Annotated in this window: 15 protein-coding genes; 6 read left to right on the forward strand and 9 right to left on the reverse strand. The window is 71.9% G+C overall.

Annotated elements, in window-relative coordinates:
- Both ACRX5S_RS13580 and ACRX5S_RS13585 read right to left on the reverse strand, forming a co-directional pair.
- A partial coding sequence (locus tag ACRX5S_RS13580) for a phosphoribosyltransferase (protein ID WP_436773138.1) occupies nucleotides 1-423 on the reverse strand: 423 nt, incomplete at its 3' end.
- 989 nt (nucleotides 424-1,412) lie between these two features.
- Nucleotides 1,413-2,747, reverse strand: a complete 1,335-nt coding sequence (locus tag ACRX5S_RS13585; protein ID WP_436773139.1) for an NAD(P)/FAD-dependent oxidoreductase — start codon at nucleotides 2,745-2,747, stop codon at nucleotides 1,413-1,415.
- 166 nt (nucleotides 2,748-2,913) lie between these two features.
- On the opposite strand from ACRX5S_RS13585, the gene ACRX5S_RS13590 reads away from it, so the two are divergent.
- The 3 genes from ACRX5S_RS13590 to ACRX5S_RS13600 all read left to right on the forward strand — a co-directional run bounded on the left by ACRX5S_RS13590 (nucleotide 2,914) and on the right by ACRX5S_RS13600 (nucleotide 7,204).
- Nucleotides 2,914-3,612 carry a TetR/AcrR family transcriptional regulator gene (locus ACRX5S_RS13590; protein ID WP_436773140.1) on the forward strand — a complete coding sequence of 233 codons (699 nt, stop codon included), beginning with the start codon at nucleotides 2,914-2,916 and terminating at the stop codon, nucleotides 3,610-3,612.
- A 271-nt stretch (nucleotides 3,613-3,883) separates the two neighbouring features.
- Nucleotides 3,884-5,704, forward strand: coding sequence for a hydroxysqualene dehydroxylase (locus ACRX5S_RS13595; RefSeq protein ID WP_436773141.1), 1,821 nt, complete (start codon nucleotides 3,884-3,886; stop codon nucleotides 5,702-5,704).
- Between the two features lie 45 nt (nucleotides 5,705-5,749).
- On the forward strand, nucleotides 5,750-7,204 hold the full coding sequence (locus ACRX5S_RS13600; RefSeq protein ID WP_436773142.1) for a flavin-containing monooxygenase: 1,455 nt from the start codon (nucleotides 5,750-5,752) through the stop codon (nucleotides 7,202-7,204).
- Between the two features lie 184 nt (nucleotides 7,205-7,388).
- Here ACRX5S_RS13600 and ACRX5S_RS13605 read toward each other — a convergent pair whose 3' ends face one another.
- The 3 genes from ACRX5S_RS13605 to ACRX5S_RS13615 all read right to left on the reverse strand — a co-directional run bounded on the left by ACRX5S_RS13605 (nucleotide 7,389) and on the right by ACRX5S_RS13615 (nucleotide 11,176).
- The gene (locus tag ACRX5S_RS13605; RefSeq protein ID WP_436773143.1) at nucleotides 7,389-8,906 is read right to left on the reverse strand and encodes an aldehyde dehydrogenase family protein; all 1,518 of its coding nucleotides are present in this window, start codon (nucleotides 8,904-8,906) and stop codon (nucleotides 7,389-7,391) included.
- Nucleotides 8,903-10,633 carry a long-chain-fatty-acid--CoA ligase gene (locus ACRX5S_RS13610; RefSeq protein ID WP_436773144.1) on the reverse strand — a complete coding sequence of 577 codons (1,731 nt, stop codon included), beginning with the start codon at nucleotides 10,631-10,633 and terminating at the stop codon, nucleotides 8,903-8,905. The genes ACRX5S_RS13605 and ACRX5S_RS13610 overlap by 4 nt, the downstream gene beginning before the upstream one ends.
- Before the next feature lie 150 nt (nucleotides 10,634-10,783).
- Entirely contained in the window at nucleotides 10,784-11,176 is a 393-nt protein-coding gene (locus ACRX5S_RS13615) for an SCO5389 family protein (RefSeq protein WP_436773145.1), read from the reverse strand.
- A gap of 262 nt (nucleotides 11,177-11,438) precedes the next feature.
- On the opposite strand from ACRX5S_RS13615, the gene nucS reads away from it, so the two are divergent.
- Nucleotides 11,439-12,098 (forward strand): endonuclease NucS, encoded by a 660-nt coding sequence (gene nucS / locus ACRX5S_RS13620; protein WP_436773146.1) that lies wholly within the window; start codon nucleotides 11,439-11,441, stop codon nucleotides 12,096-12,098.
- Here the strand turns inward: nucS and ACRX5S_RS13625 are convergent.
- Nucleotides 12,050-13,408 carry a glycosyltransferase 87 family protein gene (locus ACRX5S_RS13625; protein ID WP_436773147.1) on the reverse strand — a complete coding sequence of 453 codons (1,359 nt, stop codon included), beginning with the start codon at nucleotides 13,406-13,408 and terminating at the stop codon, nucleotides 12,050-12,052. The genes nucS and ACRX5S_RS13625 overlap by 49 nt on opposite strands.
- A gap of 384 nt (nucleotides 13,409-13,792) precedes the next feature.
- Here ACRX5S_RS13625 and ACRX5S_RS13630 point away from each other — a divergent pair, with 384 nt between their 5' ends.
- Nucleotides 13,793-14,419, forward strand: a complete 627-nt coding sequence (locus ACRX5S_RS13630; RefSeq protein ID WP_436773148.1) for a hypothetical protein — start codon at nucleotides 13,793-13,795, stop codon at nucleotides 14,417-14,419.
- 4 nt (nucleotides 14,420-14,423) lie between these two features.
- On the opposite strand, the gene ACRX5S_RS13635 is transcribed toward ACRX5S_RS13630, so the two are convergent.
- Nucleotides 14,424-15,488: a S8 family serine peptidase gene (locus ACRX5S_RS13635; protein ID WP_436773149.1), complete on the reverse strand. Its 1,065-nt coding sequence runs from the start codon at nucleotides 15,486-15,488 to the stop codon at nucleotides 14,424-14,426.
- Nucleotides 15,489-16,695: 1,207 nt separating this feature from the next.
- On the opposite strand from ACRX5S_RS13635, the gene ACRX5S_RS13640 reads away from it, so the two are divergent.
- Nucleotides 16,696-17,094: a hypothetical protein gene (locus tag ACRX5S_RS13640; protein WP_436773150.1), complete on the forward strand. Its 399-nt coding sequence runs from the start codon at nucleotides 16,696-16,698 to the stop codon at nucleotides 17,092-17,094.
- 159 nt (nucleotides 17,095-17,253) lie between these two features.
- Here ACRX5S_RS13640 and ACRX5S_RS13645 read toward each other — a convergent pair whose 3' ends face one another.
- Both ACRX5S_RS13645 and ACRX5S_RS13650 read right to left on the reverse strand, forming a co-directional pair.
- The gene (locus ACRX5S_RS13645) at nucleotides 17,254-17,706 is read right to left on the reverse strand and encodes a hypothetical protein (RefSeq protein ID WP_436773151.1); all 453 of its coding nucleotides are present in this window, start codon (nucleotides 17,704-17,706) and stop codon (nucleotides 17,254-17,256) included.
- Nucleotides 17,707-17,797: 91 nt separating this feature from the next.
- The gene (locus tag ACRX5S_RS13650) at nucleotides 17,798-20,950 is read right to left on the reverse strand and encodes a hypothetical protein (RefSeq protein WP_436773152.1); all 3,153 of its coding nucleotides are present in this window, start codon (nucleotides 20,948-20,950) and stop codon (nucleotides 17,798-17,800) included.
- Between the last annotated feature and the right edge of the window lie 170 nt (nucleotides 20,951-21,120).

Consider the following 21,120-nt stretch of genomic DNA (forward strand, 5'->3'; position numbering starts at 1 on the left):
CGCGGCCCGGGCGGTGGATCCGGTGGCGATGCCGTCGTCGACCACGACGACGGTCCGACCGCGCACATCGGTCCGGGTGCGATCGCCCCGATAGCGCCGGGCGCGTTCCTCCAGCACCCCCAACTCGCGCTCCCGAACGGCGCGCAACTCCTCCTCGGTGATACGCATACTGCGGACCACCTCGTCGGCGACCACCATCACACCGTCCTCGCCGACCGCGCCCATGGCCAGCTCGGGCTCGAACGGAACACCGAGCTTGCGTACGAGACACACGTCCAGCGGCGCGTCCAGTTCCTCGGCCACCTCGGCCGCCACCGGCACGCCCCCACGGGGCAGCCCCAGCACGACGACGTCCTCGTCCCGCAGATGCTCCAGCCGGGCAGCCAGCTCCCGCCCCGCCTCCCGCCGGTCACTGAAGATCACCGCAAACCTCCTCAGGGCCAAATCCCCGAGGGTCGTCACCTCTCCAGTGTCACACCATGGGCCCCGCTGAGAGGACGGAGTTGGAGACGTTCGGTTCTTGTGCTCCTGCGCTCGGTGGGGTGGTTGAGGTGACCGTGCGGGTGGGGCCACGCGGGCTGCGCGTGGGGCCACGCGGGCTGCGCGTGGGGCCACGCGGGCTGCGCGTGGGGCCACGCGGGCTGCGCGTGGGGCCACGCGGGCTGCGCGTGGGGCCACGCGGGCTGCGCGTGGGGCCACGCGGGCTGCGCGTGGGGCCACGCGGGCTGCGCGTGGGGCCACGCGGGCTGCGCGTGGGGCCACGCGGGCTGCGCGTGGGGCCACGCGGGCTGCGCGTGGGGCCACGCGGGCTGCGCGTGGGGCCACGCGGGCTGCGCGTGGGGCCACGCGGGCTGCGCGTGGGGCCACGCGGGCTGCGCGTGGGGCCACGCGGGCTGCGCGTGGGGCCACGCGGGCTGCGCGTGGGGCCACGCGGGCTGCGCGTGGGGCCACGCGGGCTGCGCGTGGGGCCACGCGGGCTGCGCGTGGGGCCACGCGGGCTGCGCGTGGGGCCACGCGGGCTGCGCGTGGGGCCACGCGGGCTGCGCGTGGGGCCACGCGGGCTGCGCGTGGGGCCACGCGGGCTGCGCGTGGGGCCACGCGGGCTGCGCGTGGGGCCACGCGGGCTGCGCGTGGGGCCACGCGGGCTGCGCGTGGGGCCACGCGGGCTGCGCGTGGGGCCACGCGGGCTGCGCGTGGGGCCACGCGGGCTGCGCGTGGGGCCACGCGGGCTGCGCGTGGGGCCACGCGGGCTGCGCGTGGGGCCACGCGGGCTGCGCGTGGGGCCACGCGGGCTGCGCGTGGGGCCACGCGGGCTGCGCGTGGGGCCACGCGGGGTGCGGGTGGCGTGCGTCGGCAAGCGGTCGCAGGGCCGGGGGTGGCGGAGCCAGGGGGCGGAGCCGGGGGTCGCGAGGTCAGCGGTGGCGGGCGGCTTGGCGTAGGTCGCGGGTCACGGCGGCTTCGGTGCGGAGCTCGCGGACCAGGGTGCGGAGGAGTGCGCGGCGGTCGGTGTCGCCGCGGCGGAGGGCGCCGAGGGCGCAGGCGGCCATGAACGCCGGGGTCATCAGACGGCTCGGCTTGCGCACGCGCGAGTAGACGTCCAGCAGCCGCCGGGAGCCGTGCGGCTCGGTGGCGAGCATGCGCAGCATCTGCTCCTGGAGGGGGTTGACCGGGTCCGCCCGTGCGAAGCGGTTGGTCCAGTGGTAGGTCTCTCGGCACTCCGCGACCAGCCGGCGCTCCCACGCGCGTACGACCGCGTCCAGCCGGCCCGGGTTGCCGAGCACCGGTGCGGCCGCCTCGCCCAGCAGGCGGCCGAAGCGCAGTGCGTCGCGGATCCCCTGCGCGGTGACCGGGTCCTTGAAGTGCCCGGCGTCCCCGGCCAGGGCCCAGCCGGGCCCGGCGGACCTGCGGAAGTACGAGGGCTGTTCGACGGACGCCACGATCTTCGTCGCACGCGCGGCACCGGCAAGTCGCTTGGCCAGACCGGGGATCGAGGCCACGGTGCGGTCGTACTCGCCCTCCAGGTCGAGGCGGAACGCGTCCGCCCGCTCCTTGGGCGGCATCAGGAGGGCCAGCACGAGCCCGCCGTCGGTGGGGAACGCCGTGCCCAGCTCCCGGCCTTCGAGCCACATCGCGGCGGTACCGCGCCAATCGTCGTGCGGGTCCTCGTAGTAGGCGTAGTACCCGGCCCGCTCGTTGGCGTTGGACAGGTACGGGACGTCGACGCCGAGCAGCCGGGCGACCGTCGACCTCCGGCCGTCCGCACCGATCACCAGCGGTGCCCGCAAGGTGAGTTCGCCCTTGGCGCCGCGCTCGGCGGCCCGAACGCCGATGACGCGGCCGTCCTTCCCGCGCACGAGCGAGGTGACCTTGACACCCTCGCGCACCTCGGCGCCGGCCGCCCGCGCGGTCCGGACCAGCGCGAGGTCGAGCCCCGGCCGCCGCACGCACATGCCGTACGCGATGCCGTCCACGGGCGAGTACGTGCCCCGCACCTCGGCCCCGGGCGATCCGATGTACGCGTCGAAGTGCCTGGGCGGGTCCAGCTCTTCGACGCGGTCGAGGGCCCCGAGCCGGGCCAGTTCGGCGACCCCGCCGGCGAACAGCAGGTGGGTGGAGACCGTGTCGGACGGGAACCTGCCGGCGTCGAGGGCGACCACCCGGCGCCCGGCCTTGGCGAGGGCGGTGGCGGCGGCCGACCCGGCGCAGCGGGCCCCGACCACGATGGCGTCGACGTGCTCTTCGCTCACGGGATCCCCCTGAATCGCGTTGCGGGAACGTGCCGTTGCGGACGTGCGGCGATCGGATCCGGCCGGTCGTGCGGAGCGAACTCAACCGACAGATCCGTCGGTTCCTGTGACGCTAGACCCGGCGTACCGCCCCGGACAAGCCCCCGCGCACGGCTACGCTGAGCGCATGGCAGCCCTCCCGCACCCGGACCGTCCCTCGGCCGCGGCCCCCGCCGCGCCGCCCGCGGCGGTGCGGCGCCGCATGCCGGGTCCGGCGCGGCGCCGCCGGATCGAGGACGCCGCGCTGGCGGTGTTCGGCGCGAAGGGGTACGGGGCCGCGTCCATGGGCGAGATAGCCGAGGCCGCGGGCGTCACGCGGAGCGTGCTGTACGAGCACTTCGCCACCAAGCGCGTGCTGTTCCTGACCGTGCTCGGCGAGCAGAACGCGTCCCTGGTCGCGCACATGGGCGCGGCCATCACCGGGCGCGGCGGGCGGCACACGCGCATGCGGGCCACCGTGGCGGCGTACTTCGACTTCGCCGAGGCCCACCCGGTGGCGCGGCGGCTGCTGTTCGACCAGACGGACGAGGGCGACCCCGAACTGAGCGCGGTGCGCTGGGGGATCCGGCAGACGCGCACCCGTTCGGTGATGGCCATGATGGCGCACGACACCGAGCGCGCCGGTCTCGATCCTCGCTCCCCCGAAGCGGAAGTGCTCATCGAGCTGCTGATCAGCAGCCTGGACGGGGTCGCCCAGTGGTGGGCGCACCACCCGGACACACCGCGCGCGACGCTGGAGGCGATGGCCGCGAACGTCCTGTGGGGCGGCCTGGAGCGGCTGAACACCCCGGACGACACGCCGCCGGCGTTCTCCGACCTCGACTGAGCGGCGGCCGCGCAGGGGCCGCCAGAGCGGCCGGAACCCCTCCCCCACGCCCGGCGAGATCCACTGACGCTCCGTCAAAAACAGGCAACGGTACATCTCTTGACCCGCTGTACCACGAGCGCGATAGTCGGCTCTGCGTCCTGTCGACACATGTGTCGGTTAGCACCGGTCCACGACAGCACTCCCGCACTCCAACAGCCGCACGGCACCAGCGCGGCCGTGGTGACGGCCGCGTCTTCGGAGGTCGTAGGAGAGACCGCTAGGAGGCCCCGTGTCCACGCACGAGCAGCACCTCCCGCACCAGGAGCAACCCCCGCCCACCCGCCGCACGTTCGTCGCCGGGGCCGTGGGCGTCGGCGCCGCGGCGACCGGGATCGGCGGTACGGGCGCCCTCGCGGCCCCGGCGTTCGGCGCACCTCTCGTCGCCGCCGCACCGGGCCGTCGCGTGGCCGTCCTCGGCGGGGGCATGGCGGGCCTGACCGCGGCCCACGAACTGGCCGAACGCGGCTTCCAGGTCACCGTCTACGAGCGCAAGTCACTGGGCGGCAAGGCCCGCAGCATCCCTGTCCCCGGCACCGGCGCGGGCGGCCGTCGGGACCTGCCCGGCGAGCACGGCTTCCGCTTCTTCCCCGGCTTCTACCTCAACGTGCCGGACACGATGCGCCGCATCCCCTTCCCCGGCAACCCGAACGGCGTGCACGACAACCTCGTGGACGCGCCCGAGGCGATCTTCGCGCAGGCCGGACGCCCCGACAACCGACTCGTCCTGCCCAGCGGCCTCGACGACCTGACCCCCGAGGCGATCCGCGCCGCCCTCAAGACCATGGCGAGCGTCGCCGGGCAGGTGCCCTGGTGGGAAATCGCCTTCTGGGCCGAGAAGATGGTCGTGTTCTTCACCAGCGGCGAACTGCGGCGGCGCCACCAGTGGGAGTACATGCCCTACTCCGAGTACCTCCAGATGGACCGGATGTCGGAGGCGTACCGCAACATCCTTGTGCGGTCCTTCACTTCGACGCTCGTCGCGGCCAAGGAGAACGTCGCCAGCACCCGCACCATCACCATGATGGTGGAGATCTTCCTGTGGACCATGCGCGGCCGCGGCAACGACGGCGCCCCCGACCGCGTCCTGAACGGCCCCACCAACGAAGCCTGGATCGACCCGTGGCACACCCTGCTCACGTCCCTGGGCGTCGAGTTCAAGGTGGGCTGGACCGTCACCGGCCTCGACTGCGCGGGCGGGCGCATCACCGGGGCGCGCGTGACCGACCCCCGGGGCGACGCGGGGACGGTCGAGGCCGACCACTACGTGCTCGCCGTCCCGGTCGAGCGGGCCGTACCGCTGATGAGCCCCGCGCTGGTCGCCGCCGACCCCGCGCTCGGCCGCCTGCGCCGCCTCCGGACCGACTGGATGAACGGCCTGATGATCTACCTCAGGCGCCGGACGCCCGTCACCCACGGGCACCTGGCGTTCATGGACTCGCCGTGGGCCGTCACCGGGCTCACCCAAGGGCAGTTCTGGCGCGAGGACTTCGCGACCACGTACGGCGACGGCAGTGTGCACGACTGCCTGTCGCTCGACCTGTCCGACTGGGACTCCCCCGGCATCGTGTACGGGGTCTCCGCGCGCAAGTGCACGCCCCGGCAGATCGTCGACGAAGTCCTCGCGCAGATCCGGGACAACCTCGACGACGGGGCCTCGCTCGTCCCCGACTCCGCGATCCACTCGTGGTTCCTCGACCCCGGCATCACCGGATCGGGCACCCCGGCCGTCGCGAACGACGAACCGCTGATGGTCAACACGACCGGTTCCTGGGACGACCGCCCGGAGGCGACGACGCGTATTCCGAACCTGTTCCTGGCCGGGGACTATGTACGGGTCTCGGTCAACCTGGCCACCATGGAGGGAGCGAACGAGGCGGGGCGCAAGGCGACCAACGGCGTGTTGGCGGCGGCCGGTTCGGCGGCGGCGCCGGTCCGGGTCCTGGAGATGTACCAGGAGCCCGCACTGGCCGGCTTCCGGCGGGCGGACGACGTGCGCTTCCGGCTCGGGTTGCCGAACGCGTTCGACGTGCTGAAGCCGTACTGGCCGTGACATCCCGCCCGGGGTGACGGGATCCGACGGAGGGACTGGCGGACCGTGCCGGAGACGAAGGAGCGGCGGGACGCCGCGGGGACGGAGCCCCGGGTGCGGCATGTCGCCGTGATCGGCGCCGGGTTCGCCGGGCTGTGCATGGCGATCCGGCTGCGGCAGGCGGGCGTCCAGGACTTCACGGTGTTCGAGAAGGCCGACGACCTTGGCGGCGTGTGGCGCGACAACACGTACCCGGGCGCGGGCTGCGACGTCCCGAGCATCCTCTACTCCTACTCCTTCGCCCAGCACGGCCGTTGGTCGCGCAGCTTCCCGCTGCAACGCGAGATCCTGGCGTATCTGCGGCGCTGCGCCGACGAGTTCGGGCTGCACGCGCACATCAGGCTCGGCACCGAGGTGGTGTCCGCCCGGTTCGACGAGACCGCCGAGGTGTGGCGCCTGCGCACCGCGTCCGGGGACGAGCACGCCGCCCGCGTCCTCGTCTCCGGCGTCGGCCAGCTCAACCGCCCGCGCCTGCCGGACATCCCGGGCCTGCGGACCTTCACCGGCACCGCGTTCCACTCCGCAGAGTGGCGGCACGACCACGACCTCACCGGCCGCCGCGTCGCGGTGATCGGCACCGGACCGAGCGCGGTGCAGTTCGTCCCGGAGATCGCCCGGCAGGTCGACCGGCTCTTCGTCTTCCAGCGGTCCGCGAACTGGGTGGTCCCCAAACCCGACCGCGAGTTCGGACTGCGCGAGCTGACGCTGCGTGACAAGGTGGCGCCCGTACGGCTGTTCCTGCGGGGGCTCACCTATCTTCGGGCGGAAACAGTCATCTACTGGGCCATCAGGGGCGGCAGGCTCGCCAAGCTCGCCGAGTACGTAGCCCGCAGGCACCTCGAAAAGCAGGTCTCCGAAACGGCGTTGCGCGCCAAGCTAACCCCGGACTTCCCGATCGGCTGCAAGCGCATCCTGATCTCGGACGACTGGTACCCCGCGCTCGCCCGCGACAACGTCGAACTCGTCACCGAGCCGGTCGGCCGCGTCATCCGCACCGGCATCGACACCCTCGACGGCGTCCACCGCCCGGTCGACACGATCATCTACGGCACCGGCTTCCTGGCCACCGAGTTCCTCAAGCCGATCGACATCGTCGGCCGCGACGGGGTGGCCCTCCAGGACGTCTGGAAGGACGGCGCGGCCGCGTATCTCGGCATCACCGTGCCCGGCTTCCCCAACCTGTTCATGCTGTACGGGCCGGGCACCAACCTCGGCCACAACTCGATCATCCACATGATCGAGTCCCAGGCGGCGTTCATCCTCGCCAGGATCCGCGAGGGCGGCGTGCACGAGGTCCCGCAGGCCGCGTACGACCGGCACCAGGAGCGCCTGGCCGCCGCCGTCGACAACACGGCCTTCGCCGCCGACTGCAACAGCTGGTACAAGGACGCCGACGGCCGCGTCACCACCAACTGGGCGCGACGAACGCTGACTTACCGCCTGGCGACGCGACGCGGGTGACCGGGCGACCTGGCCACTGGGTGATCGGGTGATCGGGCCACCGGGTGATCGGACGACCGGGCCACCGGGTCACCGGGGCACCGGGGCACCAGGTCACCGGGGCACCAGGTCACCAGTGCGGGGACGGGTGGATGCGCGCGTCCGCACCCGTGCCCCGCACCGGCCGATCGGCCTACCCGGCGGGCTACTTGCGGCCGAACCTGAACGTGACGTAGCGGTCGAGCGCCTTCATCGTCCCGGGGCCGCGCTTGAACGTCGTCGGGTCGAGAGGGGCCGAGAAGCGCTTGCGGGTGACCGCCTGCGCGCGGGCGAACTCCTTGAGGCCGTCCTCGCCGTGCGTGCGGCCGAACCCGCTCTCCCCGACTCCGCCGAACGGCAGCCCGGGCACCCCGGCGAACGCGATCACCGCGTTGACGGAGGCCATTCCGGTGCGCAGCCGCCGGGCGATCTCCGCACCGCGGCGCGCGCTCCCGGCGTAGACCGAGGCGGACAGCCCGTACTCGGTCGCGTTGGCCAGGCGTACGGCCTCGTCGGCGTCGGCGACGGTGCGGACCGTGATCGTCGGCCCGAACGTCTCCTCGCACACCGCGGCACTGTCCTCGGGAGCGTCGACGAGGACCACGGGGTCGATGAACGGCGGCTTGACCGAGTCGACGCCGCCGACCACGGCCGTGGCGCCCTTGGCGATGGCGTCCTCGATGTGGCGGCGGACGACGTCGATCTGGCCGGGCATGGTCATCGGCCCGTAGACGCGGTCCTCGGCGTCGGCGCCGGTCCTGAGCTCGGCCGCACCCGCGCGGATGGCGTCGATGAAGGCGTCCTCCAGGCCCTTGACGACGTACACGCGCTCGATGCCGACGCAGGTCTGGCCGGCGTTGGCCAGGGCGCCCCAGAGCGCGCCCTCGGCGGCCTTCTCGACGTCGGCGCCCTCCGCGACGATCAGGGCGTCCTTGCCGCCGCACTCCATGAGCACCGGCGTCAGGTTCTGCGCACACGCGGCCATGACCTTGCGTCCGGTCTCCGCGGATCCGGTGAAGGCCACCTTGTCGACGCGCGCGGAGCACAGCTCCGCGCCGGTGGCGCCGAAGCCGGTCACGACCCGGAGGACGCCGGAGTCCGCGTCGGGGTTGGCGCGGGCGAAGGAGTCGGCGAGGAACACCCCGGAGCCGGTGGTGAATTCGCTCGGCTTGAACACGACGGCGTTGCCGGCGGCAAGGGCGTACGCGATGGACCCCATGGGCGTGAACACCGGGTAGTTCCACGGCCCGACCACCCCGACCACGCCGAGCGGGTGGTACTCGACGGTCGCCGTCTGGTTCATCATCGCCAGGCTGCCGCGCACGCGGCGGCGGCGCAGCACCCGGCCCGCGTGGCTCGCTGCCCAGGTCAACTGCTCCAGCGCGAGCAGGACTTCGAGGAACGCGTCGTCGCGCGGCTTGCCGTTCTCCTCGTGCACCAACTCGCACAGGGCGTGGCGGTCGCGGGCGATCTCCGCGGCCCAGGCACCGAGCCGCCGCTTGCGCTCGCTCGGCGTGAGCGCGGCCCACCACTCGGCGCCCCGGCGGGCCCGCGCGACGGCGTCCGCCACTTCGGGCACGCCGTCGACCGGGTAGCGGGCGATCTCGGCCCCGGTGGCGGGGTTGAGCGAGGGAAACGTTTCGCGCACCGGCCCGACCGTCGGCGACTCGATGGATGCGGTCATGACGTGGCCTCCTCGGATGCCGCGGTGGGGACGGACGGTCCGACGGGCACCGCGGTGCGCTCGTTGTCGGTGGCTGTGTCGGTGGTGGGGTCGGCCGCGGGGTCGGTTCCTGGGCCGTCGTCGGGACCGGGGGCGGGGTCGCCGTCGGGGTTGCCGGAATCGGCACTCGGCGCGAGCGCAGCCGCCGCGGCCGCATTCGCGCGCTCGCGCAGCAGATTCTTGTTGACCTTGTTCGCCGCGGTCAGCGGCAGTTCGGCGACGAACTCCACGGTGCGCGGGCACTTGTAGCCCGCGATGAGCGCGCGGGTGTGCTCGCGCAGCTCCTGTACGCCGAGTTCGGCGCCCTCGTGCAGCACGACGACCGCGTGCACGCGCTCGCCCCAGCGTTCGTCCGCCACGCCGACGACCGCGCACGTGGCGACGGCCGGGTGCGCGCCGACGGCGTTCTCGACCTCGGCCGAGTACACGTTCTCGGCGCCGGTCACGATCATGTCCTTGAGCCGGTCGACCACGGTCACGTAGCCGTCCTCGTCCATGAACCCCAGGTCGCCCGAGTGCATCCAGCCGCCGCGCAGCGCCTCGGCGGTCTCCTCGGGGCGGTTCCAGTAGCCGATCATGATGTGGTCGCCGCGCGCGCAGATCTCGCCGACGACGCCGCGCGGGACCTCGTTGTCCCCGGGGTCCACGATCCGGCACTCGTTGTGCGGCAGCGGACGGCCCGCGGAGCGCAGGCGGCGGGGGATGCGCTCCTCGTGGTCCTCCGGCAGCAACATGGTGACGAGGGGCGACAGTTCGGTCTGGCCGTAGGCCTGGCAGAGCCGCGCGCCGGGCAGCGCCGCCGAGGTCCGCTCCAGCAGCGCGTCGCTGATCGGCGAGGCGCCGTACGACAGGAAGCGGATGGAGTTCAGGTCGTGCTTGGCGAAGTCCGGGTGGTCGAGCACGATCTGCACCATCGTCGGCACCAGGAAGATCTCCGTGATGCGGTGCGCCTCGATGCCCTCCAGGACCGCCTTCGGCTCGAAGAACGGCAGCAGGACCTGCTTGATCCCCATCACCGAGGCCATCAGCCAGCTGCCGAAGCCCGCCATGTGGAACATCGGCGCGGCATGCAGCACCGCGGCGTCTTCGCCGTCGCGCAGGCGCGCGGTGGCCACCAGGCCGCCCATCGCGGACGTGAGCAGGTTGGTGTGGCTGAGCATGACGCCCTTGGGGAAGCCGGTCGTCCCGCCGGTGTAGAAGATGCCGGCGAGGTCGCCGCCGGTGTGCCCGGCGTCGGGGACGGGGCCGGACGCGGCGAGGAGGTCGTCGTACGCGAGCATGCCCTCGGGGGTGGGCCCGGCACCGAAGTGCACCACTGTTTCCAGGTGTTCGCTCAGCTCGCGCAGCTTCGGGACGATGGGGGCGAACACGTCGTCGACCACGAGCAACGTCGTCTCGGAGTCGTCGAGCGAGTACGCGATCTCGATCGGGCTCCACCGGATGTTGACCGGGTTCAGCACCCCGCCCGCCCAGATCGTGCCGGCCAGGACCTCGATGTAGCGGATCGAGTTGAGCGACAGGATCGCCACGCGCTCGCCGTCGCGGAGCCCGAGGGATTGCAGCGCCCCGGCACTGTGGGCGACGCGGTCGCGCAGTTCGCGGTACGTGACGGTCACGGCACCCTCGACGAGCGCGGGCTTGTCGGGGTTCTGCTGTGCGTGGCGGTGCAGAGGCTGAATGATGCCCATGAGCTCCCCTGATGAGGTCGGAAGAGGGAACTTGCGTGGGGCGGCAGGACCGCGTGGGGTCGTTCCACTAGCACTAGCGCTCGCTCAGCACAGCAAACCGCAGGCCGGACCTGCTGGCAACAGGCCCGGCCGGTGTGTCGTCGAAGCGGTTCAGCAGTCGCGCAGCAGCGGCGACTGGTTCAGCAGCTGACCGCGGACCGACGTGAACGCGCGGTACCTCGCGGAGTCCTCCGCACCTGCGGGGAACACCCCGACGCGATGGCAGTTCTGGAACGCCAGCTTCACACCGTGGTGCCGTTCCAGCGCACCGCGGATGGCGTCGCTGGCGAGCGCGCGCAGCAATTGGCCCCGCGCCTCCTCATTTGGCGGCGGCACCTGGTTGTCGGCGAACTCCCCGCCGTCGACGTCGAGCCGGACCACCAACTCGGCGACCAGGTCCCACGCGTAGGGCAAGGAGGTGCGGATACATTCGACGAATTCGGCTTCGTTGACGTCCCCGGCTTCGGCCTGCGCCAGGAGACCGGGCGGCACATCGAGCGACATACTGAACTCCCTCCCACCAACTGGCTTACGGGCCAGAAGGCTTGACTCACCGTAAGTCAGTCGGCACGGGATGTACCAGAGCCTCGGGACGGCCGGGCCGCGCAGGGGCCCTGCCGGGCCGGACGCCGGGCCACTGCGCCGGACCCGGCCGGGGGCCACAGCACCGGGCCACAGCACCGGGCCCGGCCGGGTCCGGCGCCGGCCGGTCCCGGACGGTGAGCGCGCGGGAGGCCGGTGTCGCCCCGCCCGTTAGGCTGACCCCATGCGTCTCGTCATCGCCCGCTGCACCGTCGACTACGCGGGACGGCTCTCCGCCCACCTGCCTTCCGCCCAGCGCCTGATCATGGTGAAGGCCGACGGGAGCGTGTCGATCCATGCGGACGACAGAGCGTACAAACCGCTCAACTGGATGAGCCCGCCGTGCACCCTCAAGGAAGAGGAAGGCACCTGGACGGTGGTCAACAAGGGCGGCGAGAAGCTGATCATCACGATCGAGGAGAAGCTGCACGACTCCTCGCACGAACTGGGCGTCGACCCGGGCCTGGTCAAGGACGGCGTCGAGGCCCACCTGCAAGAACTGCTCGCCGACCGCATCACCACCCTCGGCGACGGCTGGACCCTCGTCCGCCGCGAGTACCCGACCGCCATCGGCCCGGTCGACATCCTCTGCAAGGACTCCGACGGTGGCACCGTCGCCGTCGAGATCAAGCGCCGCGGCGAGATCGACGGTGTCGAACAGCTCACCCGCTACCTCGAACTCCTCAACCGCGACCCCCTCCTGGCCCCCGTCAAGGGCATCTTCGCCGCCCAGGAGATCAAGCCCCAGGCCAAGGTCCTCGCCACCGACCGCGGCATCTCCTGCGTCGTCCTGGACTACGACGCCCTCCGCGGCGTCGAGGACGACAAACTCAAGCTCTTCTGATCCGTGTCCCGCCGTCCCGCCCGCCTCGGCCGCGAGGTCCACAGCAGGGCGACGGACATCCCGACCAGCAGCGCCATCGCGCCCAACGTGAAGGCACTGCCGGTCACCTGCTGCAAGCCGTGCAGCCGCATCTCCCGGCCCTGCGCGTACGGCGCTTGCCACACCACCCCGCTGGGCACGGCCTGCCCCAGTCCCCCTCGGTGCACCGGCGGCGCGGCCGCGAGCAGGAACATGGCCGCGGGCAACGGCCAACGGTGCCTGCCGCGTTGGGCGTACGCGGCGGCGACCACGAATCCGGGGACGATCCACACCCAGTGATGCGTCCAGGAGATCGGCGAAACCAGCAGCCCGGTGAGCCCGCACACGGCCACCCCGGCCAGATCGTCGCCCCGGCGGTACAGCACCACCGCGGTCGCCAGGCCGAGACAGCCGACGACGGCCGCCACCAGGAACCACAGCGCCGAAGGGGGCGCCTCCGCGTGGGCGAGCCGGGCGAGCGCACCGCGCAGCGACTGATTGCCGGGGAAGGGCACCAGCCCGATGCGGCTGTTGTCGAGGAAGAGTCCGCCCCAGTAGCGGGCGGACTCACCGGGCAGCACCGCGAACGCCAGAGCCACGCTGCCCGCGAACGCACCCAATGCCGTCACCCCCGCTCGGACCCGACCCGTGAGGAACAAGTAGCCCACGAAGATCAGCGGGACGAGCTTCAAGGCGGCTGCCAGCCCGATCCCCACACCCTGGTACCTCGTCCCTGACGCCTTGGCCAGGTCGAACAGGACGAGAGCGAGCAACAGCAGATTGACCTGCCCGAACCGAAACGTCTCCTGCACGGGATCGGTCCACAGCAGAAGCGCGAACGTCGCCAGAGCCAGGCCCAGCCGAGTGCGCCGTTCGGCACGTCCCGCCATCGACCAGGACCACCAGGCGCACAGGAACAGCAGAACGAGGTTGCCGACCAGCGCCACGCCTTTGAGCAGGCCCAGGGGTATGACAGCCAACGGAACGAAGACGAGAGCGGCCCAGGGGGTATACGTAAAGGGCAACCCCGCGCCTCCCACCCGAACGTCGTAGAGGCCCCCGCCTCCCTCAAGCACCGCCTCGCCGCCCGCACGGTAGACCTTCAAGTCCCCCATCCACCACATGGCGTCGGGGCGCGTGAGAGCGAGGACGAGGTACGCCCCCAGCGACACAGCCGCCGACACAACCGCCACCCGCAGCAACCAAGGCCGACCGCCCGAGGCGGAACGCGGATCCGGAGCCGACGTCGGCACAGAAGCAGTTCGCGAAAGCGGCATCCTTGATCCAACCATGCGGATTCGACGACCGCCGTCGCATTGCCGCTGCGTTACGACGCGCTCTGCGCCCGGGCATCGGCGGAACGGCGGAACGGCGGGACTTGATCCGGCGAAGGCACTGCGGCGTCACTGCTCCCCCGGCTCGTTGAGCAACGAGACAGCACGCGACGCTCCCGCAGCGGCCGGCGTACGCGATTCCGAAGTTCGCAACAGAGTGAACGGAGCTGATGTGGCCATCGAGCGCTGCTCGCATCGCTGCTTCGCTGCTTCACCGGTTCGGCAGTTGCACGCGAACGACGATCAACTTTTCGGCTAATCACCGGATTTGCCCGTACCGGATCGCTGGAGGGTGGGTAGCCTGGTTTTCGGACAGGCGAGTTCGACCGAGGAGGGCCACAAGTGGCCGACGAGGCGCCCTCGTTGTTTTCCTGGCTGCGCAGCCAGGTACAGCGGCGGCCCAAGGGCGATGGGGACGACACACCGGGCTCGGGGGGCGGCCTCCGACTGTCCCGCGGCATGTGGATCGCGGTGGCACTCGCGATCGTCGTGGTGATCGCGGTCCTGACCTCGGGCAACGGCGGTACGCCCACGACCAACGCCGCGGACTCCGCTTCCCCGGACGCGGATTCGGCGGCGCCGGGCTCCCCGGGAGCCGGCTCCGGATCGCCGGACACCCAGGCGGGCCGCGCACCCGGCGACCAGTCCGGCGACGACGCGGGAGCACCGGGCGCGGCGTCCGCGACAGCCGAGCACGTCGCCCAGGGCAAGACCGCGTACACGCGCAACCCCCAGGGCCTGATCGTCCGTTCGTCCCCCGCGCACACCGGCGACTTCGTCGTGCGGATCGAGTACGACAACCCGGTCACGCTCATCTGCCACACCACGGGCCCGAAGGTATACGGCCGCAACGGCCTTGCCACCACGCTGTGGGACAAGGTCACCACACCGGGCGGCAAGACCGGCTACGTACCGGACGTATGGGTGCTGACGGAGGCCGAGGTCACCGAACTCGTCGCCCCCTGCTGAGATTTCAGCGATACGGCACGGGACCACCGGGCGGGCCACGGCGGTTGGCGCGCGAACGCAGGAAGACCCACGCGATCAGACCCAGCAGCACGACGCCGCCGACCAGCACCCCGACGACCGGCAGAAGCGAGTCGGAGCCTTCGTCGCCGTCCGACTGCGCGGCGCGGTCCGGCGCAGCCGGAGTGCCGGAAACCGGAGCCGGTTGCACGGACGGTACCGCGGAGGTCGGCGGCGCAGGGGACGCACTCGGCAACACGCCGCGCTTCCCGACGAGCGGATTGACGTCACGCGGCCCCGGATCCCCGGTCCAGTTGAGCGCATTGCGAGCACTGACGTTGCCGTAACCGAGCGCGTCGTTGGGCACCGGCCCTTCGAGCGGCTTGTTGGCGGAGTCGATGAGGACTCTGATGATCTGGTTCGCGGTGTATTCGGGATGCTGCGCCCACAACAACGCAGCAACGCCGGAGGTGAGAGCGGCGGACGCCGACGTCCCGTCGGCCAGACAGTAGCGGCTTGGGCTCGTGCAAGCCGCCGGTACGTCCTCCGCTGGGCCCGCGATCGAGATCCACGGCCCAGTCATCGCACCGGACCAGACGGTACCCCCGTTGCTGTATCCGCCGGTCCCTAGCACGCCTGGATAGGCGGCGGGGAACGGCAGCTCGGGCCTGGGCTCGGCGTTCAGGTTTCCGCCCGCCCCAACGATGAGCTTTCCGCGGCTCAAGGCGTATGCGTAGGCCTCGTCCGAAGCCGCGTTCCAGTGATCGACGCTGGAAATGTTGATGATCTTGGCGGAAGAGTCGGCCGCCTCGCGAATCGCCGCGTCGAAGGGAAGCGGCGGACCGCTAGAGGGAGTGTCGACGTTGTAGGAGACCACTCTGGCCTTGGGAGCGACGCCGAAGACTCCATGGCCGTTGAGGCCACGGCCCGTACCAACGATCAGTGAGGCGATGCCTGTGCCGTGCCCGTTGGGCTCATCGGTGTCGCCAGGGCCATAAGGTTCAGCGATGATCTGGCCCGAGAGATCGGGATGTGAAGCATCCACTCCGGTATCGATGACGGCAACGGTCACTCCTTGTCCCTGAGATGCCCGCCACGCCTCCTCGATCTTCCATTTGTCGAGATACCACTGCTTGGGACGAACCGGCTCCACGACCGCGTGGGCCGAAGTCACGGACATCGGCGCCGCGGTTGCCAGCAAAATGACCGTGGCTAATCCGCCCACAAGCTTGATTCGGCGTAGCGATCGCGAATGCACGCCTCAGCCAATCACCGGGGGCACCGCACCGCCTGGCGGCCCGCCGCCCCACGTCTCTTCGTCCTCTTCCAGGTAGTCGGCCCGCCGGCGGCGAGCACGTTCGTCCGCTCCTGCCGCCGCCCCAGTGCCCATGACACCCCCGATGGGACGGCTCGGATGTTGACCCGCAGTACCCGGTGCCGCCCCGGTCGAGTTGGCAGACGGCTGTCCGGTACCAGTACGCAGACCCGAGCCGCCAGGAGAGAACTGTCCCTTGCTCGCGGGTGCGCCCCCTGTGTTCCCGCCTACTACGCCCCCTGGGGCCCCGATGGGCGGGCGGGCACCCGCGCTCCTTCCAGTAGAGCCGACCGTCCCTGCCGGACCACCCGCTCCAACGCCACCCATAGGTACACCCGTGCGGGGGCTCGTCGTGGCACGTGCCTCACCGGCACCGGTCATCTGCCCGGGGCGTGCTGTTCCTCCCTCAACACCGCCTGTGCGCAGCCCGGATGGTCCCCCGGGGCGGCCGCCCGGGGTAGTTCCCGGACGGACCTGGCCACCGGTGCTGCCTCCCGTAATGGCCGGTGTGCTGCCACGCAGCGTCCCGCTCTTGGACCCACCCGGCCTGCCGCCAACTGGTCCCACGGTCGACGGAAGGTTCGCTACCGGAGAACCGCTTGGGTTGGGACCAGAGCCTGGCACCACTTGGCTCGGGGTGGGGGGCTGAACCCGCGAAACTCCCGGAGTCTGCCCCAACAGGTTCGATCCGGGTGGCAGGGTTCCCGAAGCAACCTGACCAGCTGTGACGACAGGCGGGGGGCCGGTGCTCTGCGGCGGCGGCCAAGCGCCCACCGACGAGTGCACAGGAGCGGTGTAGGGCGTGGCCGTTCCGCCCCCGGACGGCCCGCCCGCCAAAGATGTCTGGCTCGCCGCAGCGACACTGGCAGCGGCCGCGACTCCTGCCGCCCCACCAATGTCCTCCATATCGGTGGACGGCACCTTCCCGACTCTGATCATGTCCGGCGGGGGGCGGAACTGGGGTTTGGGCAATCGTCCGATCTCCTGTGCCGAGGCGATGTACGTCGAAGCCAGCGTGCGCAGTTGGGCCGCTGCCTCCAGCCTCGGGCCGTCGACTGCCGCCTTGGCCTGGTCGTGGGCCGTTACGCCGGTGACCGGGTCGAACATGCCGCCCGCCGTGGGGTTGTCCTCCAGCGCCTTCAGGACCGCGACGTCCTCCGGGGAGATCTTCGGCAGCGAGTTCTTCGTCTCGGTCAGCTTGTTCCCGGCGATCTCGATGCTGTGTCCGATGCCCCGTGTGAAGTCCGCCAGTTGGAAGCTGGACGTCACCAGATCGGACGTCCACGACTGGAACTGCTGGGCGGAGGACCCCTCCCACGCGACGTGGTCGGACTTCAGCTTCAGTCTCTCCGCGGCCTCCTGAATCTTCTCCGCCGCATTGGCCAGGCTACGGCCGACCCCGGCGACCTTCTCGCCCTGCCCCGGAGCGAGAAGGCCCAACAGTTGTTCGTGGGTCATGCCCTCGAAGTTCGTGTACTGCCAGTCCACTTGGCGTCAACTCCCCCGTCGAGAATTGCGGTCGTCAGCCGTCCTGTGCCGTGGAGCCCGCGGGTGTCACGGCCGGGGCGGGGGCCTGCGGCGGCGGTGCCTCCGCGTTCCACGGCCGCGAGCCGGGCTTGTCGCCGTACAGCAGCTTCGAGAGCTTCTGGCGTTGCTCGTCGTCCGCCTCCGCCGTCTTGTCGCCGATCATCTTGATCGTGAGCGCCAGTGCCTCCATCTGCCGGTGGAGCATGCGCAGGAAGTCGCTGATGTCGGAGGCCGCGAAGGCGAAGGTCAGGCCGATCGCGTACGCCTCGTTGAACCCCGTCCCGTGATCCGGACCGGCAAGGCTGATACCGCCGAACTTGCTCATCGCCCCGGTCTCGGTCAGCAGGTCGTCCAGAGCCGAGCGCACGCTCGTCTCGAACTCGGTGAGCGACGCCAGGTCCATCTTCAGCTTGTTGACGTACGCCTGTTCCGCAGGCGTCAGATACAAGGTGCTCGCCTCCCCCGTCGGAAGCATCAGTACCACGCGCAGCCGCGCACCTGGAGTCTAGCCAACCAGCGCGACGTTTCGGCGAATCGCGTCACGTCCCGACCGCGTCGGCGTCCACGTCAGCCAGTTCGGAACTGGTCGCCGTGGTCGGTGCGCTCGTGGTGGGTGTTGCGGTCGTCGGAGTGCTCGTGGCCGATGTGGGTGGGGTCGTCTTCGTGGACGAAGGCGGCGAACTCTCCGGCGGCGGGTCCTGGGTCGGCGGATTCACCGGTCCCGGTCCCGGCCCCGGGTTCTGGCCCGGCGGGGTGGCCGGTGGCGTGGTCGCACCCCGGGTGGTCGCCGTCGCGGACGGCGACTTGCTGGCCGGGGTGCTGCGTATGCCGCTCGGCGTGGCCGATTCAGATGCGCCCGTCGTGGCCGCCGCCGATCCGCGGCCGCCGTGCGAGGCCGGGGGAACCGGCGCGCCGTGGGGCGAACCTCCGTTCCCCACCGGCACGTCCGAGACGCTCACCGTCCCATCCGTGCCCGGACCGCCGCCGCTGCCCGGTTCGTCGCTGCCGAAGGCCACGACCACCGCGAGCGTCACCACCAGCACCCCGGCCGCGCCCAGCGTCATGACACCGCGCTTGCCCGCCATCGAGGCGGACATCGCGCGACGGCGCCCGAGCGCCGCGGACCCGAGGTCCGGGGCCGAGAACGCGCCGGGGCGTTCGCCCGACAGCACGAGGATGCGCCGGTCGGCGGCCAACCCCCGTTTGTCGGACGCGTCGCGCGACCGCATCGCCGCGGTCGCCTCCTCGCGTGCCCGCTGCACATCACCGAGACACAGCGCGAGTACGGCCAACTCGTGGCGGAACCACGCCTGTTCGCCCACCGCGCCGGACGCGGCGGCAGCCGCCGCGCCGATCTCCAGGCAGTCGCGCCACGCCTCGAACCGCAGTGCCGACGCGAACGCCGGTGCGGCGGCCCGCGCCAGCACCCGCACGGAACTCAGCTTGCCCAGCCGCTCGACCTCGCGCAGGCACGCGAGGATCACGTCCGCTTCCTCCGCGACCTGGACGGGCGTCACCGTCGGATGCGAGGCCCACCACGTGAAGTGCTGGATCGCCGCGACCGCCCACGAGGACGGGCCGCGCATCACGCCCACCGACTCGTCGACCACACCGCCGGCCAGGCGGTGGCGCCGGTTCTCGACCACGACCAGCCCCGCGGACACGAGTTCGGCCGCGGCACCGTGCGCGTCCACCGCACCGGTCAGCGCGGGCAGGTGCGCGGGATCGGGCAGGACGCCGTCCAGCGCCGCGCCGAGCCGCAGCACCTGCTGCGCCGGGCGCGACAGCAGCGGGACGAGTCGCGGGACGAAGAGCCGGGGTTCGCCCGGTGACGGCAACTCCGGTATGGGCAATCCGAATTCGTCGTCGAAGTCGGCCGCCGGCCGGACCACCCCGGTGCCGAGGCGCGCCAACAGCGCACCGGCCTGGGCGAAGCGGCCGGGATGCCCGTCCACCTCGAACCAGAGCGCGGCCGCCCAGCCCAGTTCCTCGTCGTCCAACTCCCGTCCGGCCGCCCGCGCGAGCAGGGCGAACGCCGCTTCCTGCGGGAGGCCGCCGAGAGTGATCTCGAAGAACGGCGTGTCCGTGCGTACCGCCGTCTCGGCGTCGGCGGAGGACTTCGACGCCACGAGGAACACGCATTCGGGCGCGATGCGCAGCAGTTCCTCGGTCTCGCCGGGCGACAGGTCGAGATCGTCAATGACCACCAACGCAGCGACACCGGACAGCAGTTCGGCCTGGAAGGCACGTGTGGGACGGTACCGCTCGCCGGTGAAGCACGCGTCGTGGAACTGCTGGAGCAGGTCGTCGAGCCCGCGTCCGTGGCCGCTCAGCACGACCACGCCGTCAGGCGCCCCGGCGGCGTCGCCGGACGCCAGGTATTTCAGCAGCGTGCTGCGGCCGATTCCGGCCGGTCCACCTACGCGAACCGATGTGCCCCGTGCGAGCAGTCCGCGCAGTTCCGCGATCTCGGCCTGGCGTCCCAGTGGCGGATACCCGGTCGACCGCGGCGCGACCGGCGCGCGGACCGGTACCGGTCGAGACGTCGCGGGCAGCGGCACAGCCTCACTGCCGTCCGGTCCGCCGACCGTCAAAAGGTGGTCGCCCACGGCCAGTTGCACGACGGCGTTGGGACCGGAGGGAACGGTGTCGTGCGCATACGCTCCGAACGACGGGCCCGTCGGCGCGCCCGAAGCACCCTTAGGTGCCTCGGAAGTTGGGGCCGTGCGCTCCCCACGCACCTCGTCACTTGCACCCAACTCGGGCTCAGGGACGGGCTGTTCATACATGTTGCCGTGGCCGTTCAAGCCATCCGGCGAGTGCCCGTTGGGAGCTGCCCCGTTCGACGCCTCCCCTTTCGACGCCGCCCCATTCGGCGCAGCCCCATTCGACTCTGCCCCGTCGGACGCGGCCCCGTTCGACCCGTGGCCATGGGACGCATGCCCGTTCGACCCGCCACGGCCATTCGGGCCGTGCTCGTCCCCCATGAACGAACCGGTACCGAACCGCTCGAACACCGGTCCGTCGGACGGTCGTTCATCGAACCACGAACGCCCGCGGAACTCCGGTCCACGCTCGTCCTCGTCGCTCTCGCCATCGTCGAACCGGGCCAGACGCCACGGGTATTCCACCCGTCCGGGCCGCCGTTCCCGCCGCGGCAACGGCGCGCTGTCCGGCGACCCGCGGCGGACACGCGACGTATCGATCTTCGAGTCGGTCGCCGGGTCGTCGCCGGTGTCGGACGCATCGGCGGCTGCGGCCTCCGCCGCACCGCCCGCGCCCGCATCCGAATCCCGGTAGGCATCCACATACGAATCCGCATCCGCATCGTGCGTGCGCGCGTCCTCGGCATCCTCCCCGTCCGCCGGCAGCCCCGACCCTCCGGCCAGGTCGCCGCCCAGCACGCCCGCGGGCCCGTCCGCCTCGACCGCCCGGCGCACCCGCTCGGCCCGGCCCATACGCTCGCCCCGTCGCGCCTCCTCCGCGGCCACGCCCTCTCCGGTGTCGAGCCCGTCGAGCGCGTGAAGCGCGTCGGCCGCGCCGACCGCCTCGACCGCCTCGACCGCCTCCGCAGCTACCGACTCGGCCGCTCCGTCCACGGGCGCGCCCTCGTCGCGCGTCCCGGTCGCGGCAGCGCCCCTGCCCTGCGGGGCCGGGCGTTCGTCCCCGACTCCCCGCGGGGTTGCGTCCATGACTCTCCTCAGTCCCCGTCGCGCTCGGTGCAACCGCCCCCTGCCGGAGTTCTCCCGGCCGCCCAGTCCGTACCGGGGGGTACGGCCTGAATGTGGATCATCAGTGTGCCGCGCCTCCCCAGTGGCCGCCACACCTTCTCAGCGTGCCATCGCGATGTGGCTGCGGTGCC

This window comes from Yinghuangia sp. YIM S09857, assembly GCF_051388915.1.
Taxonomy (GTDB): domain Bacteria; phylum Actinomycetota; class Actinomycetes; order Streptomycetales; family Streptomycetaceae; genus Yinghuangia.

Coding starts and splice junctions, on each gene's coding strand:
- ACRX5S_RS13590 (WP_436773140.1), top strand. CDS start 2,914: ATGGCAGCCCTCCCGCACCCGGACCGTCCCTCGGCCGCGGCCCCCGCC.
- ACRX5S_RS13605 (WP_436773143.1), bottom strand. CDS start 8,906: ATGACCGCATCCATCGAGTCGCCGACGGTCGGGCCGGTGCGCGAAACG.
- ACRX5S_RS13610 (WP_436773144.1), bottom strand. CDS start 10,633: ATGGGCATCATTCAGCCTCTGCACCGCCACGCACAGCAGAACCCCGAC.
- ACRX5S_RS13615 (WP_436773145.1), bottom strand. CDS start 11,176: ATGTCGCTCGATGTGCCGCCCGGTCTCCTGGCGCAGGCCGAAGCCGGG.
- nucS (WP_436773146.1), top strand. CDS start 11,439: ATGCGTCTCGTCATCGCCCGCTGCACCGTCGACTACGCGGGACGGCTC.
- ACRX5S_RS13625 (WP_436773147.1), bottom strand. CDS start 13,408: ATGGTTGGATCAAGGATGCCGCTTTCGCGAACTGCTTCTGTGCCGACG.
- ACRX5S_RS13650 (WP_436773152.1), bottom strand. CDS start 20,950: ATGGACGCAACCCCGCGGGGAGTCGGGGACGAACGCCCGGCCCCGCAG.